Raw genomic sequence first — 14979 nt, 5'->3', positions numbered from 1 at the left:
ATTAGTATACCTTTTGTGTATAACAATCTAATTTTATTGCTATTCATATTAATGTTATTGGCTTGGGGACAAGGTACAGGTTGGCCAGCTATTACAAAATTTATGATTACAAATTTTGATGCTTATTCGATTGCGTCATTATGGGGCATCATGAGTGTATCGTATCAACTTGGTTCTTGCCTAAGTTTAATTTTATTACCAAGTATAATTAATATGTATAATATAAAAAGTGCATTCTTATGTAGTGGTGCTTTTTGTTTATTGTTTGGTATTTATATAATGCTAAAGGTTGATTACAGCAGGAATAAATACAATTTTTCTGTGGATGAAATATATAAATTATTAAAATTTTGTGTTAACATTAAAATTTCCACTTCTATATTGCTATTATGTTATGCTACTTTCTGTATTTATATTGTTAGGATGGGAATTTTTTTTTGGTTTCCTCTAATTTTAAGAGATTTATTACAAATTTCTCTTGTAAAATCCTCACTGATAACAGGTATACATGATTTAAGTGGAATTTTTGGTGCTTTAATTACAGGAAGATTAAGTGATGTATATTTTTATCAAAATAGAAATTTACTTGCATCAATTTACATGCTAATCACAGCATTTATTTTTATTGCAATGCATTTTTACTTGAGTCCATTTTTTTTGTATTGCAGTGCTGCTTTATCTGGATTTCTTATATTTGGAGTACAAGTGCTTACAGGTGTTATAGCTACAGAGCTTGCACCTAAACATAATGTATGTACAATCGTAAGCCTAACCGGGTTATTTGGATATATTTCAAGTTCAATATTTTCCTGTCTAGTTTTAGGATTAATTATGAAATATTTTGGTAATAACTTTATGTTTCTATTCTTTTTTATTTCTTCCATTATTGCATCTATTTGCTTTGGTATTTTATTAAGAAAAGATCGAAAACAACCAAGTTAAATGGTTACACCTTAACTTCCACAAGTTTTATGTAATATAAGATTATATCTCTGGTATCTTCAACGTTTTTATAAAAATAATCTGTAACGTACATTTATTTATAGACTTTTCCTTTGGTTGTAATTTATTTTAGGCCATCCTGTTATAGGATTTGATGGGATACGTTATTATAACTCTCTCAGGAGTGTTAGCGTTAAGTATACTAAATTTAAACTCGTATTCCTTTATCCTGCTGCATCTTTGCTATATTTTTTAATTCATGTTTGATTTTTTGAGCTATTGTTGATTGTGGGTCTAAGTATTGCATTACTTGGTTATCCTTACCGATAGCTGCTAGGTAATCTTCTGGCACTGTATGACTTTTGCCTTTAAAATCGTGTACGACTATATCACAAAATTTTATATTCCCGAGGTTATGATTAGGGTCAAATTTATTTTGCATAGTTTGTAAATCTGTTGTTATCTTTTGCTCAATTGCTGTAGAACAGATCTTGTGACTATAGTTGATAAAGGCTTCTATATTTTGTTCCTTATATATCTTCAGCACTGTAGTTATATTTTCGAGTGTAGTAAACCTTTCTAAGGCTTTTATCTCATTTTGGAAATTTTGTAACATGTGAGTGTTGATTGACTTGGAGAGTTCTAATTCAATAGATTTAATCTGGTTATTTTGATGACCAAGTGCTAATTTCTCAATCTCTGGTACTAATAGTTCTCTAATTGGTTCTGGTCCTTGAGTTTTAAGAATATCATTAAAATCTCCGTGATCTTTAGGCATTGTTACCGAGACTATAGCACCTTTTTGTTCTAATGTTTCCTTAGCATTTGCTACAACTTTTATTGATAGGGCATTTTGACCATCATTATCTGCAGCGATTATAATACGTTCATTAGCTTTTGGTTGGTAATTTTTAATATTAGTTACACCTAAACTACAGAGGATATTGCTTTTTAGCCCTGCTTCTTGCAAGCTTAAGGCTGTTTCTACTCCTTCTGCGATAATGGTGATATTGTTGTTTTGTTCGTTACTTTGTTGTACTGCCACAAAAGAACCAGTAATTTTTCCAAAAGAGCGTTTATTAACTGCAATATCAGCTTTGGCAGCTGTTTCTTTGTGTAGATATATTGATTGTCCGCCGGTGATTTGACCTTCTTCGTCCCTGGCAAAAACAATTAGAGCTGGGTAATGTTGTTTGCTTGTATTATCCCACATCATGTTGGTTCGGAGGTCTTGCCTTAGCTGATATTTTGTTAGAATTGTTTCAATGCTACGATGTTCTGATAAGTATTTCCTTGTGATATTATTGGGGAGAGAATATTTGATAGAATTGGATTTGTCATATAAATCTTGGGCATATTTGATTTTAGCTTCTTCAACATATTGTTCCTTTTGGTCGTGAGTTTTAGCTTTTTGATAAAATTCATCTGCTGCTAAATCTTTTAGCCAAGTTGCTTTATTTTGATAGTTATTAACCATGCCAACCATATCTTGCAGATATTCTTTAGCTTGCATAAAATTGCAGTTCTTTTCTCTTTGTACTAAGGTGAATAAATCTCCTCCTGTATCATTGCTAAAATCATGCCAGATACCAGCTTTGCTACCAGTAATTTTCATCACTATTTTACCATTCTCTCCCCAGCGTAGGGTGTGATTATTGGATAAATATTTATTTGGCGAACCCAGCAAAGAGTAAGCTACTCTTTCCGCTCTCAAGGATAGTTGTCGCTTTAAGTCAGTCATTTCTTGCTTGCGGTTTAGTTCAGAAAGATATTGCTTATGGGAAGAGGAATTATAAGTAGTGGTAGGATGGTTAGTACTGCTATGGCTACTACTATTAGCTTTCAGATCATTCTTAACTTTTGTTACTTCTTGCTGACCTAGGGCTATTTTGTCAATTGCAACTTCTTGAATTTTCCCTAGTTGTTGAGTATTATAATTAATAGCAATAGCATCAGCGTTTTTTAATGTTGCCGCAGTTTGCATCAGTACTTCTTCAACTTTGGCTGTAGGTTCTATGTTATTTTTAATTTGGTAATATTGCGGGTTTAAGTGAAATCTATCGCCAATATTGATAGCTATAGACTTCAGCCAATTACTTGCTTTCTCTAAAAAACCTTGCTGTTTATTATTTTTCTCTGGTACTAAGTCTTCTTGTGTACAAAAAGCTATACTAGCCGATTTATCATTTATTCTGCTCAGCTGAGATATCAAACCTACTGCTCCCTTGGTAGCATCCATATTGGCATAAAGCCCTACTTTCTCGACATGTCTGGTCATCTCAACATAAGAGCTTTCTGCTATTGCCGGCTAAATTATGTAGCACGTAGACATCCTTAATCGAAGCCGATTGCGCTTTGTAGACTGTGCTGGCATATCCATGTTTGAAGTTAATATCAGATGGGTTAAATATTATTGTCTGGCCCTTATCTGTCTTGGCAATAAATTTATTTTGGCTTACTTCAATCAGACTAGCAAACTCACCATTTTTTGTTTGGAGCTCCTTGTTACTAATCTTAAAGATAATACGATCACCTTTCATATAATCGGATTATTAGACGCTCTTCTACCGGAAATCGGCTATTACTCCAATCATTAACTAACCTATCTATAGATTGCTGTAATATCCCGTTAAACTTTAGGCCTTGATTTCTGGCTAGTAATTGTACGCCTTCTACAATATCTCCTTCAGCAAAGCACTTAGCCATCTGCCGACCCCAAAGCTGACTTTGCCGTCTAATATCACTTAAAACATATGAACCAAAGCTATCAGCAAAAACTTCAAACATACCGCTGCGCTCGATAGAGGTTAACTGCCGCTCATCTCCTGCTAATATGATTTAACAGTTATATTTCCTAGCAACCTTAAATAATTCTAGATAATCACTAGTTCCTACCATGCCAGCTTCATCTACTACCAGTAGACTATTGCGGGGCGGATTTATGCGGCTATTATATAATTTAAATAAAAACCCTTTAACTGTATAGCACTGCTCATAACCTTTATCTTTGAGTTCGCTTGCAGCCTTATGGGTTGGCACTAAACCTATAACATTTTGTCTGCGACTAGTTGCAAGTTGATACGTTATCCCTAAAACATGAGATTTACCAGTCCCAGCTCTGCCTCTGAGTATTCTGACTCCTTTATCGGTTACTAATATACTTTTTAGCGCTTCTCTTTGCAGATCGCTAACATTTGTTAGATTTTCTATATCTTCTTTAAAAGCACAGATATTATCATAATTAGCCTGCTGGTTCACTTTGTCAGCTATCCGCAGCAAACGTAATTCTTCTTCCCGTACTTCGGTAGTAGTATAGTAATTTGTTGCCTTGCCGTTTTGGTGGTATAATTTTACTAATCTCTCTGAAGCGAGTACTTGTTTTATTACTTGCTCTTGTATTGTTTCATCTTCTACCTTCTGGATGGCTTGTTGCACGTCTTGTTTACTAAAAATAGCCTTGTTTTTAGTAATATGATCCAATAACCCATGTGCTTCTTTTATAATCTTTAAATTGGCATCCTTAACTAATTCATTGCTCGCAGCCACCTTATTGATCAGGCTTCTCATCCTGATAGGCCCTACATGTTCTTGGGGTACTGCACCAATGGCATCTACTCTATTGTCTAAACCTAATTTTTCGAAGTATCTATTGATCACTTCCTTAGCTTTCTCATGGATTATTTCTTCTTCAGGAATAATAAAGCCTTTTCCTCCCTTGTTATTCTTGAATTGGGGATTTAAATCTACTGCTTTTTCTCCAAGAGTATTTACCATCTTTGCTAAATCTTCTAGTTGTGAGCAATAAATGAGCGTGCCAATTCCTCTCACCTTTATGCGGTTTATGGATATCTACCTGCACCCCTAAACCATTTTTTACCCACCCCATTTCATCAATTATTTCATGAGTAATTGCTATCCGATCTTCTAGGGTCAGTTCCTTATCATCTGGCAAAGCAATCACTACATCTTTTAACAATTGGCTATTCTTTCTTTTCTCAGAGCGCTCAACTTCATTCATTAATATTTTTGAATCTTTAAACTTTTGATCCACATGATTGGGTAGTAAAACTGTGCGGTAAACATTATCTCCTTTATGAGTAAAATCATAGGTAGTGTTAGTCTGTTGATCTTTGATTTTTATCCTGGCATTATAAGCAGCTTTACAACAAGCATTACCGCCTTTACTTCTACTAACTATCTCTATTCTTGCAACTGTATTGCCATGATTTTTACTTCTGTTAAATCTGGCATTACTTTGCATGAATAGATTAGCATGGAAAAATGGTAGATGCGAGCACAAAGAGCAAGAATATCACTTAGAAACTTCAGTTTCTATATTGCGTATAGCCTGCTTCTTGGGAAGGCAGTCTATACCCTCTAGGTTCATTATTTTTTCCCTGTCTCCTGTTAGAGACACCAGGATTTGTGTTTATGTCTCATGGCGTGGTAGGTTTTGGGGATCAGTATAATGGGATGGTAAGAGGTGTTTGTTTAGAGCTTGCTTCCGCTGGTTCAAGGAAAAATTTTCAAGAAGCATATTTATCTCTTGACTGCACTTAGCTCTTTGCACATCATGACATGCATATACAATTAATGTAGAATTTTTATATTAACCAATAAAGAACAAAACTCTGAAACAGCAGTAGCAAACCATATGATTGACACTCCCCAGCAAAAACAACGATTACAGCAGAAAAAAGCTCGCTTGATTATGGAAGAAATAAACTTTAAAATTAAAGAACGTAAAATGCGTACTCGCCATTTAATTGAAGTAGGAGGTTTAGTTGCAAAAGCCGAACTAGATAACTTGCCTACCAATAGTCTATTTGGGGCATTAGTTTCTTTAAAAAATGAATTAACAAAATATCCTGATATTCAGGATCATTGGAGGCAAATTGGTCGCAATATTTTTGAGCAGGAAGAAAAAACTAGCACCGCTGTTATCTTAAAATTTACCTCCAAACCTATTGAATCAATCCGTACCCATATTAGACAACATGAATTGAAGTGGAATAGTTTACGAAAAGAATGGTATGGGTTCATAACTGACATGCAATCTTTAAAAGATGGTTTGCTGGATATAGACTATGAATTAGAAATAGTCAGGAAAACAGAGTAAAGTGCACTTGTTCTCGGTCATTTTTGTAATGAACCAATTTTTATAAAAATTTTAGAATTTAATTTTACTTTGTATTATTAAAATAATAGAATAATCTACATTATAGACATTTCACTTTAAAACGTGATACTTTAAAGATAAAATCAATAATGAAAGAATATATCAAGCATGATCAAGGAACATTTGCTTCATTAACAAAAGAGCAAAAAGAAGCTGTAAAATTACTTTCAATAGGGACATTTTTAGAATATTTTGACCTGATGCTTTATGTTCACATGGCTGTTCTGCTTAATGAGCTACTTTTTCCTAAAACTGACCCACATACCACCGCACTATTATCTGCTTTTGCCTTTTGTTCTACCTATTTACTCCGGCCAGTTGGAGCATTAATTTTTGGTTATATTGGTGATACTATTGGTCATAAAATAACTGTCATTATCACTACCTTACTCATGGCTTGTTCATGTTTTGTCATGGCTATTTTGCCAACCTATTCGGAAAAAGGGTTAATTGCTACTGTACTAGTGATGGTATGCCGCATTATTCAAGGTTTGTCTTCGATGGGAGAGCTAGTTGGAGCACAGCTTTATTTACTTGAGATAACAAAACCACCAGTGCAATATCCTATTGTTTTAATGACTTCTGTTTCTGGCAATTTAGGAGGGATGATGGCTCTTGGCGTTGCTACCTTAGTTACATCTTTTGGCTTTAATTGGCGTATTGCCTTTTGGATAGGAACGATAGTGGCAATTATTGGTGCAACTGCTAGGACTGTTCTTAGAGAAACTCCAGAATTTGCTGACGCTAAACGTCGTATTACAAGAAATATTACCTTAATTCAAGGTAATGCTAATGCTTTGCAACATAACCCTATTTACAATGAGAAGGTTAATTGGAAAACGATATTCTTTTTATTATTAATCTCGTGCGGATGGCCAATATGTTTTTATTTTACCTATATTTATTGTGGTAATATTTTAAAAACCTCTTTTAATTTTACAGCAGAGCAGGTAATCCATCAGAATTTTATTGTAGCAATCGTAAATTTTTGTACTTATTTGCTACTAACTTATTTAAGTTATATTATATATCCATTAAGAATTCTTAAGGTTAAGCTAATAATATTTAGCATTTTTACTATTATTTGTCCTTATTTACTTAATAATATTACAAACTCTTGGCATTTATTATTAATTCAGGCATTTGTTATGATATTTTTCCTAAGTGCCAATCCAGCTATGCCAATTTTCTTAAAATATTTTCCTATCTTTAAAAGATTTAGAGCAGCAAGTGCAGTATTTGCTTTGTAAACTACTGCCATGAATATTGCTATTTCTTTTGGACTTGTTTATTTAACAGAATATTTTGGCCACTTTGGATTACAAATTATCTTATTGCCAATAATCATAGCTTTTGCTTTAGGGTTACATTATTTCTGGCAATTAGAAGAAGTTGCGTAGAACATATAATAAAAAACATAATTAATAAGGTTATGCAAAATAAAATCCCTATATTAGAAACTACAATAGATGAATTTATTTTACATGACCTAGATCTTAAAGATGTGCATGCTGTTAATCTGTTAGTTTTAAATGAGCAAGAACTGATAGTAACATTTTTTGGCAAAAGGAAATCTGAGCCAAAGGGTTTAGAAGAAAATAATAGCATTTGGGTATGTTTTGGACTAAAGGAAAATAGAAGATATCAATGGAGTATACCACAAAGAATTGTTTCGCCACAATATTTCCAAGATCATCATATTCCTCTTAAAAAGGATAATGGTGTTATTAGTTGTGGTAATCCTGTACTGACCTTATTTAATAATCAATTACTCATTTTTAGTAAAATTGGTCCTTATCCCAGAACATGGAGCGGCATATTATCTCGTTCTTATGATCATGGGGTAACTTGGCAGGAACCAGAAATTTTACACGGTATCTTAGGTCCTACTCGTAATAAACCATTAATTTTACAAGATAACATCATGCTATCACCTAGCTCTAGAGAAAGTTGTATAGATGATTTTCCTTATGTTGAGAGTTCTTCAGATTTACGTATATGGCATACTAGCAGTCCTATTTTAACACATAATCCTAAAATCTTCCAAGAAGGATATCGAGGATTTATCCAGCCAACTTTAGTGCCATTGACTGATACTGCTGGGCACAAAATTATCATGTTAGTAAGACCGAGAAATACTAACCCATCATATTCTAAACTGCATATACATAGATCAGTATCAGTAAATAAAGGCAAGGACTGGAGTAATTTAAAGCCAATAGATTTATTAAATCCAGATAGTGCTATTGATGCTGTTAATTTAGGCAATAATCTATTATTACTTGCATATAATCGAGTAGTACATTACTCAAAGTTCCGTAATATACTTAGTTTAGCTGTTTCTTTCAATGAAGGGTTAAACTGGTATCCTATTAAAATAAAATATTCTACTTTCCCTGAAGGAGATATAGAATATAGCAAAATTACATCTCAAGAATATTCTTACCCTGCTATTCTGATGGATACTAATAATCAGGAAATTCATGTAGTGTATACTTTTAATAGAGTAAATTTCAAACATAAAGTATTTAGCTTTGCTAATTTGTTTGAGATATCGTAGTTTACCTTATATAACAAATATTGATTTGATATTATTATAGAATCGGTGATTTAAAAAAGTAAAAAATGATCCTTTAAGATTGTTAGTCAATAAGGTATTATGCAACAATTGCTCTTGATGCGTAGCGCCCCAACATAATTGATAAAATTGTTGCTCTATTTCGGATATACCAAAATAAGGTGCTAAAATAATAAAATAGCTGGCAGTTTCTAAGACAATTTTCTTAATTTTTTCAGGAGATTTAGCAGTAATAGTCTGCATATTATGCAATCTATCAAATAACTTAATCAATAGAATATCATGTTTTTTCTCTTGATATAATGTTTCTATCATTTCAGCAGAGCTAATTTTTCTATCACCTTTAATTCTCGTTAAATCCTCAACTTGTCTTGCAACCAGGTCGCCAAAAACTTGAGCGACCATTTCTTTAGTCAATTCTGTATCTTCAATTGTATCATGTAAAATAGAGGATACTAAAATATCAGTGCGAAAAAGATAATCAGCTACCATATAAGCTACTTCTAACGGATGAGAATAATATGGCTCACCTGATTGACGTTTTTGATTAGCATGATATTCCTTAGCATAGCAAATTGCCTTCTTAATTTCATTAATATCTACTTTAACTTGAGCTGTTTCGTTAAGTAATACGATTTTATCTAATAACTTGTTGGAATAATCACAAGATTTAAATTTTAACTTCCCACAATAATCAATATTTTTATACACGAATTGTTTTACTTGAATACATTATTAACAATATCTTAAAAAGGTAGCTTTCATAGCAATAATTCTACAAGTTTTTAGCGAGTCAAAGAAATATTATCAATTTGATACTCTAATGCCACTTCCTTGCTGCAGAAAGCCATAGAAATTTTGATGATTTTCTTAACGTGGACCTGTTCTTTGATTTTAGTATCATATCTCTTATCATTGATCTGTTCTAAGCCTGTTTTTGCTGTAGACTCTAGCTCTTCTATTGTTTTAGAGACCTTATACTCAATGATAATAGCATTTTCTGCTCTCCCGGCTTGCGGAAGTAAAATTATATCAGCTCTACCATCCCCTGTTTCTTTACTATTTTATTATTTAAGAATAAATTATTTGCTTAAAGGAATTATAGCATAAATAAAGCTAATAGCACTAGTAATTAACACAAATAAAACAGTCTTATAACTTTCTTCATTAACATATAGTCAATTAAGATGAATTAGGGACTAGGAGCGAGACGCGAAGCCTAGAACTACTAGGTGAGCAACGAGCGACCACGTCCATAGTTCATATTAATTGACTATAGTTTAGATATCAGCAATAATACCATGAATTAACGGCAATTTAACTGGCACTTTACATTCAACAGTAGTAGTTTTTCCTTCTTCACTTGATAATGTAATCTCACCATGCATTTCATTGATAAGTTGTTTAACAAACATTAATCCTAGACCTAGGCCTTTACATTGAAGAGCGGAATTGAATTTTACAAATTCCTCACAAATATATTGTTGTTTTTCCTGATGGATACCAATACCAGTATCGTGAACCATAAGTTGTAATATCCTCTTCCTATCATCTTGTGCTTGGGTGTTATCGGTAAAATCATTAGCATCTTCAAAACTTCTAGCAGGGAACAAATTAACTGTGATCACAATAGTTCCTTGCTCAGTAAATTGAATGCTATTACTAATTAATTGATCTAATATTGCTTGTAGTCGGTAATTATCACCTACTATAACATCTGGCATTTCATAATGAATATTAGGAACCAACCTTAATCCTTTATGCTGTGCTGCTGGTGTTGCTTTGGCTATAGATTGCTCTACTAATTTTTTAGGATCAAATGGTTGTAAAACTGTAGAGGTCAGTCCTGCATTAGCTTGCAGAAAATCTACTACATAATTAGAGTAATCTAGCAGTGCTTTAGCACAATTCATAATAGTTGCCAAATATTCTTTCATCTCAGGGTTTTGTTCTATTTCATAGAGCACCACTATTCGTGTAAAAATCCCAGTACAAGGAATATTGATACTATGGCCAATATTTTGGATCAAATCTATCTTAACTAACTCCGCTTCTTTTAGTTTATTCTTTGCTTGTTGTAATTCCAATTCTATTTTTCTGAATTTAATAATATCAACATAATTTTCTGTATAATCAATTATGTTAGTATCTTGCTCAGATGCTGGTATTAATGTGGCAAATATTGGCGGTAATTTAACTATCTAGCCTTTTTCTGCGGTTTTATTTTGATCTTCTTGTTGATTTTTAACATTAGTTGTCATACCATGCCTCTACTGTTTTGTTGAAAAATAGTGGCACGGAGGTTAATACGTTAAAATTTTGTAGTTTTTAATTTAACCTCTGTGCTTGATACTACATTAGTAGTAGTATCTAATCAGCAGAGATATCAGCATTATTTTGAGGAGTACAGAGGATTTCCGAGCATTTTGCTCAGATTTTTGCAGACGCATCTAAAGAGCTGCAGAAAAGAGACATGTTATAAATTACTAGCTAACTAATTCTCAAAAAACCTAAACAAATAAGCAATATTCATACTGTTAAAAGCAGTAATCTCAGCACTTTTACTGGCATCTATAGGATATTTATAGTATAATTTTCCTAAGATATTTTTAAGTAATTGCTATGAACTTACCTGCTTCCAATAAACCACAACCATTTTTACAATGGGTTGGTGGTAAAAGAAAAATTGCTAATAAATTAATTGAACATATTCCATCAGGACTAAATAATTATTATGAACCGTTTCTTGGTGGTGGAGCATTATTTTTTCAAGTCAAACATATGTTCAACCAATGTTTTCTATCTGATATTAATCTTGATTTAGTGACTAGTTATAATTCTGTTAAAAAAGATCCAGCTACTGTAAGTAGTTTACTGAAAGATCATAAAGAAAATCATTCAAAAGAATATTACTATCAAGTTAGAGATAATAATACCAATGACCCCAGCAAAATCACTGCCAGGTTTATCTACTTGACTAGATACGCTTTTAAAGGTATTTACCGAATAAAGAAGGATGGTAAAGCGGCTGTATCTTTTTCTAGCAAAAAACATAAGAGCTTTGATATTGACCAAAGATTGCAGCAATGTAGTAGTTTTTTAGCAAATACCTCCATTTACGCTATAGATTTTTCCTTTATCGAGCCTAAGGCAAATGATTTTGTTTATTTTGATCCTCCTTATCACCAATCAGGTGAGAGATTTTATACTAAATCACCTTTTGACGAGAATGAACAAATTAGGCTACGCGATTTTGCTAAAGAGTTAAATAATAAAGGGGTAAAAACCATGATCTCTAATAGTGACACGCCTTTTATTAGAGATTTATATCAAGGTTTCAATATCAGGACTGTAGATATTAAATATTCTATACCGCAACAACGAAAAATTTCTTATGAGGTCATAATTACAAATTATTGAATTTAAAAATTATTGAATTTAAATTAACTAATAATTATAGTTTTGCTACTCTGCGTCATTCTATTAATTTAACCATTCTTATCCATTTCAACTAATTCAAAAGTAAAACCTTGTACCTGAAAAGCTAATTGAAGATCTTGCATATGACGTTGTCTTACCCAATAATCAATAAAAGCCGTAGTTGGTTTCAGAATGATTTTTTTGTTGATACTATCTTCTACTACTACTTCTAATTTACTGAATGTGCTACTGTCCGTATGTTTACCATGATTTTTAATTAAGGAACATCTAACCTTGTACCATACTGAATCGGGATCTAGCTTATTGAGTTCTGAAAGATAAGTTTGGTCATCTTCAGTTTTATTCTCTTGTTTCTGTACTACACTTTGAGTAAATGGTATTATTTGTAATTGGTTAATTTTATTACCATAAACTACTTGGACTTGTTCTAATATTTTAGCTTTAATGTGATCTGTCAGTGAAATATCTTTAATCAATTTCAATTGATACTGATCACCTGCTGCCTTAACAAATTCACAAGAAGTAAGTAGTTCATAAGCGGTATCTTGTTCAAAACTGCCTGCTATTTTCCTCTTTAACTGCACTTGTTTACTGGTGCTTAAGTTACGTTCTATTTTTTCTAAATATTGCGATTTAAGCTTCTCTGGATCATGAGATTTAAATCGAAAATTGCTGCAATTGACTTTTCTACTTTCTCTTAGTTCATGTATTAAGGCTTTAGTCATATAGTTCATTACCACTTTTTTGTTACAAAAATGATGATCAGGATATTGTTCTGCAAGTTTTAGTAACAGCTGATTAATAAAGCTTAAGTTAAACTCTCGATTTGATCGGAGCTGCAGTAAATCAGCATCCTCTTCGGTTAATGGATGGAATTCTGCTAATCTTTTTCTTTTGAACCAGCCATTATTGTTATCACTTGCCGAACTGTGTTGGTTAGAAGCATCTGTTGTTGCTCGATCATTTTGTTTAAATACCTTTTCTGTTACAGCTTGCAACGTTACGCTTAATGGAACTGGGCCTGCTATAGCATTTTCAGTAAGAGTTTTAGTTGTATTTATTATTGTTTTTTCATGATGAACCTCTGCGAGTTGTAAGTTTTGTGCATATCTCTGCTCTTGTAACGGAGCTGCTATTTGATGTGCGACTTGTTCCTGGTTCTGTTTTGCTTGTTTCTGGTGTGGTTCTTGCAGGTGCTCCCGTGTTAGCTCATTTCTATCAACAGAATTTTTTAAAAAATCAGATTCGCTAGATCTAGATATATTAGATTTATTATTATTATCTATAATATTGTGTGGCTGAAATTTGTGTGGCTGAAATTTTTTTCGGGTAAGGGCGAAAATTTTTTGCCAATTTTATGCATGGAGTATTTCTACACTTAATGTGTTGCTTGATAACGGTGGCATTATATAGATGAATAAAACCTCCTTCTTGCAACTCAAGCATGCATTGCCTGATACGTCTTTGACAGACTCCGAGTGCCTGTTCAAAGAAATGATAAGATTCTTGTAGTTCATCCATATTGTCATTATGACAAACTTGTAAACGAAAAACTATTAACGAAAGAAGTTGACGAGCAGTTTTACTTAATAGTTTATTGTTATTAGCAGTAAGACTACACCATTCAGGAGGGATAAAATTACCAACGAAATTATAGAAGATAGTATCATTGTTATTATCAGTAGAAATATGGGGAGTGGAAGGAAAGTTGACTATTTGCTGCATAATCCCTCCAGCTGAACATCAGATCCAGCAAGGGTTTTAGAGCAATTTAAATAGCCATAATTGCATTTAAAAGCAGCATATGGATTTTTGAGTATGGCAAGTAGAATCCAAAAAAACTGATAGGGACCTGGCGGGAGTGACGGGACTCGAACCCGCGGCCTTCTGCGTGACAGGCAGATGCTCTAACCAACTGAGCTACATCCCCTTATACATAAGAGATAACAATATATATATATATATATATATATATATAACAATTCTTCTATTTCTGCAAGAGTAAAATATCTTATTTTATCAAATTATCTTTACTACATGACAATTTTTCATTTTATCATCTTTGGATATTGGAATATCAAGGACAACAGCTGTATCCAACGTACTAATTGAGTAGAAATATTATACAAGATATTAACCAATGTATCTAATCCAACACGAAATATACTATTTTGCCTATAACCATGTTTTTTAATAACTATTGGTTTATCTAAAACTATAATCTCTCCAGTTTGATAAGCTAGGCAAAATGCAATAGACAATATTTGCATCAATGTATCTAATCGTAAATCATTAGTAATATGAGTTGCTTCACAGTTGAATCCTGCTGATTTAAAAGCTTTGAACATTGTTTCAATTTGCCATCTTTGAGCATATATCTCAGCAGGATTTTTGATCTCATCACTATGTATTAAGACTGCAAGTTCACTCTTCTTATTTCTGATCCCTACTACATTAAATATTTCACCTTTTGTACCAATTCTACGTTGTGACAAACTCACATGCGATCCTATGGCTAGAGGGCGAAATAACTCTTGTATTTTAACCATTTTTCCCCTTGCATTACTGATATATTGTCTATTTTCTCTAACTCGAAAAACGTATCTTATTTGATTTGTTCTAAGCCAAGAGAGCCATTCCTTACCTATAAATTCTCTATCAGCGGTTAATGCTTCAATGCGGTTTTTGTCAAAAACTTCTAAAAAACACTCCATCAGATCAATACGCTCAATATAATCAGAGTTACCACACTTTTTATCACTTAGAAAATTCCAAAAAGGGGGATCGCTATACCATGAAAACTGACAGCTAAATATAAAATATTTATATGTCGTTTACC

At 32.7% G+C, this 14979-nt stretch carries 11 protein-coding genes, 1 tRNA gene and 3 pseudogenes; 5 read left to right on the top strand and 10 right to left on the bottom strand.

Features of this window, described 5'->3' with window-relative positions; genetic code table 11:
• Positions 1–942, top strand: a 942-nt coding sequence (locus REIS_RS06515; RefSeq protein ID WP_008580460.1) for an MFS transporter, incomplete at its 5' end; no start/stop codon positions are given.
• 208 nt (positions 943–1150) lie between these two features.
• Here REIS_RS06515 and REIS_RS17395 read toward each other — a convergent pair.
• The 3 genes and pseudogenes from REIS_RS17395 to REIS_RS17385 all read right to left on the bottom strand — a co-directional run bounded on the left by REIS_RS17395 (position 1151) and on the right by REIS_RS17385 (position 5203).
• Positions 1151–3220, bottom strand: coding sequence for a toprim domain-containing protein (locus REIS_RS17395; RefSeq protein ID WP_371256050.1), 2070 nt, complete (start codon positions 3218–3220; stop codon positions 1151–1153).
• 251 nt (positions 3221–3471) lie between these two features.
• Positions 3472–4509, bottom strand: a pseudogene (locus tag REIS_RS17390) (AAA family ATPase).
• Between the two features lie 151 nt (positions 4510–4660).
• Entirely contained in the window at positions 4661–5203 is a 543-nt protein-coding gene (locus REIS_RS17385; RefSeq protein ID WP_325100672.1) for a MobA/MobL family protein, read from the bottom strand.
• Positions 5204–5596: 393 nt separating this feature from the next.
• Here REIS_RS17385 and REIS_RS06505 point away from each other — a divergent pair, with 393 nt between their 5' ends.
• The 3 genes and pseudogenes from REIS_RS06505 to REIS_RS06495 all read left to right on the top strand — a co-directional run bounded on the left by REIS_RS06505 (position 5597) and on the right by REIS_RS06495 (position 8681).
• Entirely contained in the window at positions 5597–6061 is a 465-nt protein-coding gene (locus REIS_RS06505) for a conjugal transfer protein TraD (RefSeq protein WP_008580458.1), read from the top strand.
• A gap of 149 nt (positions 6062–6210) precedes the next feature.
• A pseudogene (locus tag REIS_RS06500) lies at positions 6211–7521 on the top strand (MFS transporter).
• 32 nt (positions 7522–7553) lie between these two features.
• A complete protein-coding gene (locus REIS_RS06495) occupies positions 7554–8681 on the top strand; it encodes an exo-alpha-sialidase (protein ID WP_008580457.1) in 1128 nt (375 codons plus the stop codon).
• A gap of 6 nt (positions 8682–8687) precedes the next feature.
• Here the strand turns inward: REIS_RS06495 and REIS_RS06490 are convergent, their stop codons facing one another.
• From REIS_RS06490 to REIS_RS06485, 3 genes and pseudogenes are all read right to left on the bottom strand, one after another.
• Positions 8688–9410 carry an HD domain-containing protein gene (locus tag REIS_RS06490; RefSeq protein WP_008580456.1) on the bottom strand — a complete coding sequence of 241 codons (723 nt, stop codon included), beginning with the start codon at positions 9408–9410 and terminating at the stop codon, positions 8688–8690.
• Between the two features lie 74 nt (positions 9411–9484).
• Positions 9485–9742, bottom strand: a pseudogene (locus tag REIS_RS13000) (PD-(D/E)XK nuclease domain-containing protein); the annotation flags it as partial.
• Between the two features lie 237 nt (positions 9743–9979).
• Complete coding sequence (locus REIS_RS06485) at positions 9980–10786, bottom strand: sensor histidine kinase (protein WP_008580453.1); 807 nt, start codon at positions 10784–10786, stop codon at positions 9980–9982.
• Positions 10787–11321: 535 nt separating this feature from the next.
• Between REIS_RS06485 and REIS_RS06480 the strand changes: the two genes are divergently transcribed.
• Positions 11322–12119 (top strand): DNA adenine methylase, encoded by a 798-nt coding sequence (locus REIS_RS06480; RefSeq protein WP_008580452.1) that lies wholly within the window; start codon positions 11322–11324, stop codon positions 12117–12119.
• A 68-nt stretch (positions 12120–12187) separates the two neighbouring features.
• On the opposite strand, the gene REIS_RS15840 is transcribed toward REIS_RS06480, so the two are convergent.
• The 4 genes from REIS_RS15840 to REIS_RS06465 all read right to left on the bottom strand — a co-directional run bounded on the left by REIS_RS15840 (position 12188) and on the right by REIS_RS06465 (position 14863).
• Positions 12188–13138 (bottom strand): hypothetical protein, encoded by a 951-nt coding sequence (locus tag REIS_RS15840; RefSeq protein WP_008580451.1) that lies wholly within the window; start codon positions 13136–13138, stop codon positions 12188–12190.
• 280 nt (positions 13139–13418) lie between these two features.
• Positions 13419–13865, bottom strand: coding sequence for a hypothetical protein (locus REIS_RS15835; protein ID WP_008580449.1), 447 nt, complete (start codon positions 13863–13865; stop codon positions 13419–13421).
• A 128-nt stretch (positions 13866–13993) separates the two neighbouring features.
• Positions 13994–14070 (bottom strand) — tRNA-Asp (locus REIS_RS06470).
• Between the two features lie 118 nt (positions 14071–14188).
• Positions 14189–14863, bottom strand: coding sequence for a transposase (locus tag REIS_RS06465; protein ID WP_241760926.1), 675 nt, complete (start codon positions 14861–14863; stop codon positions 14189–14191).
• Positions 14864–14979 lie beyond the last annotated feature (116 nt).

Origin of the sequence: Rickettsia endosymbiont of Ixodes scapularis (assembly GCF_000160735.1) — a bacterium.
Taxonomy (GTDB): Bacteria; Pseudomonadota; Alphaproteobacteria; order Rickettsiales; family Rickettsiaceae; genus Rickettsia; species Rickettsia tamurae.
Note: the sequence above shows the minus strand (reverse complement) of the source record. Positions and strands in the feature narration are given on the sequence as shown.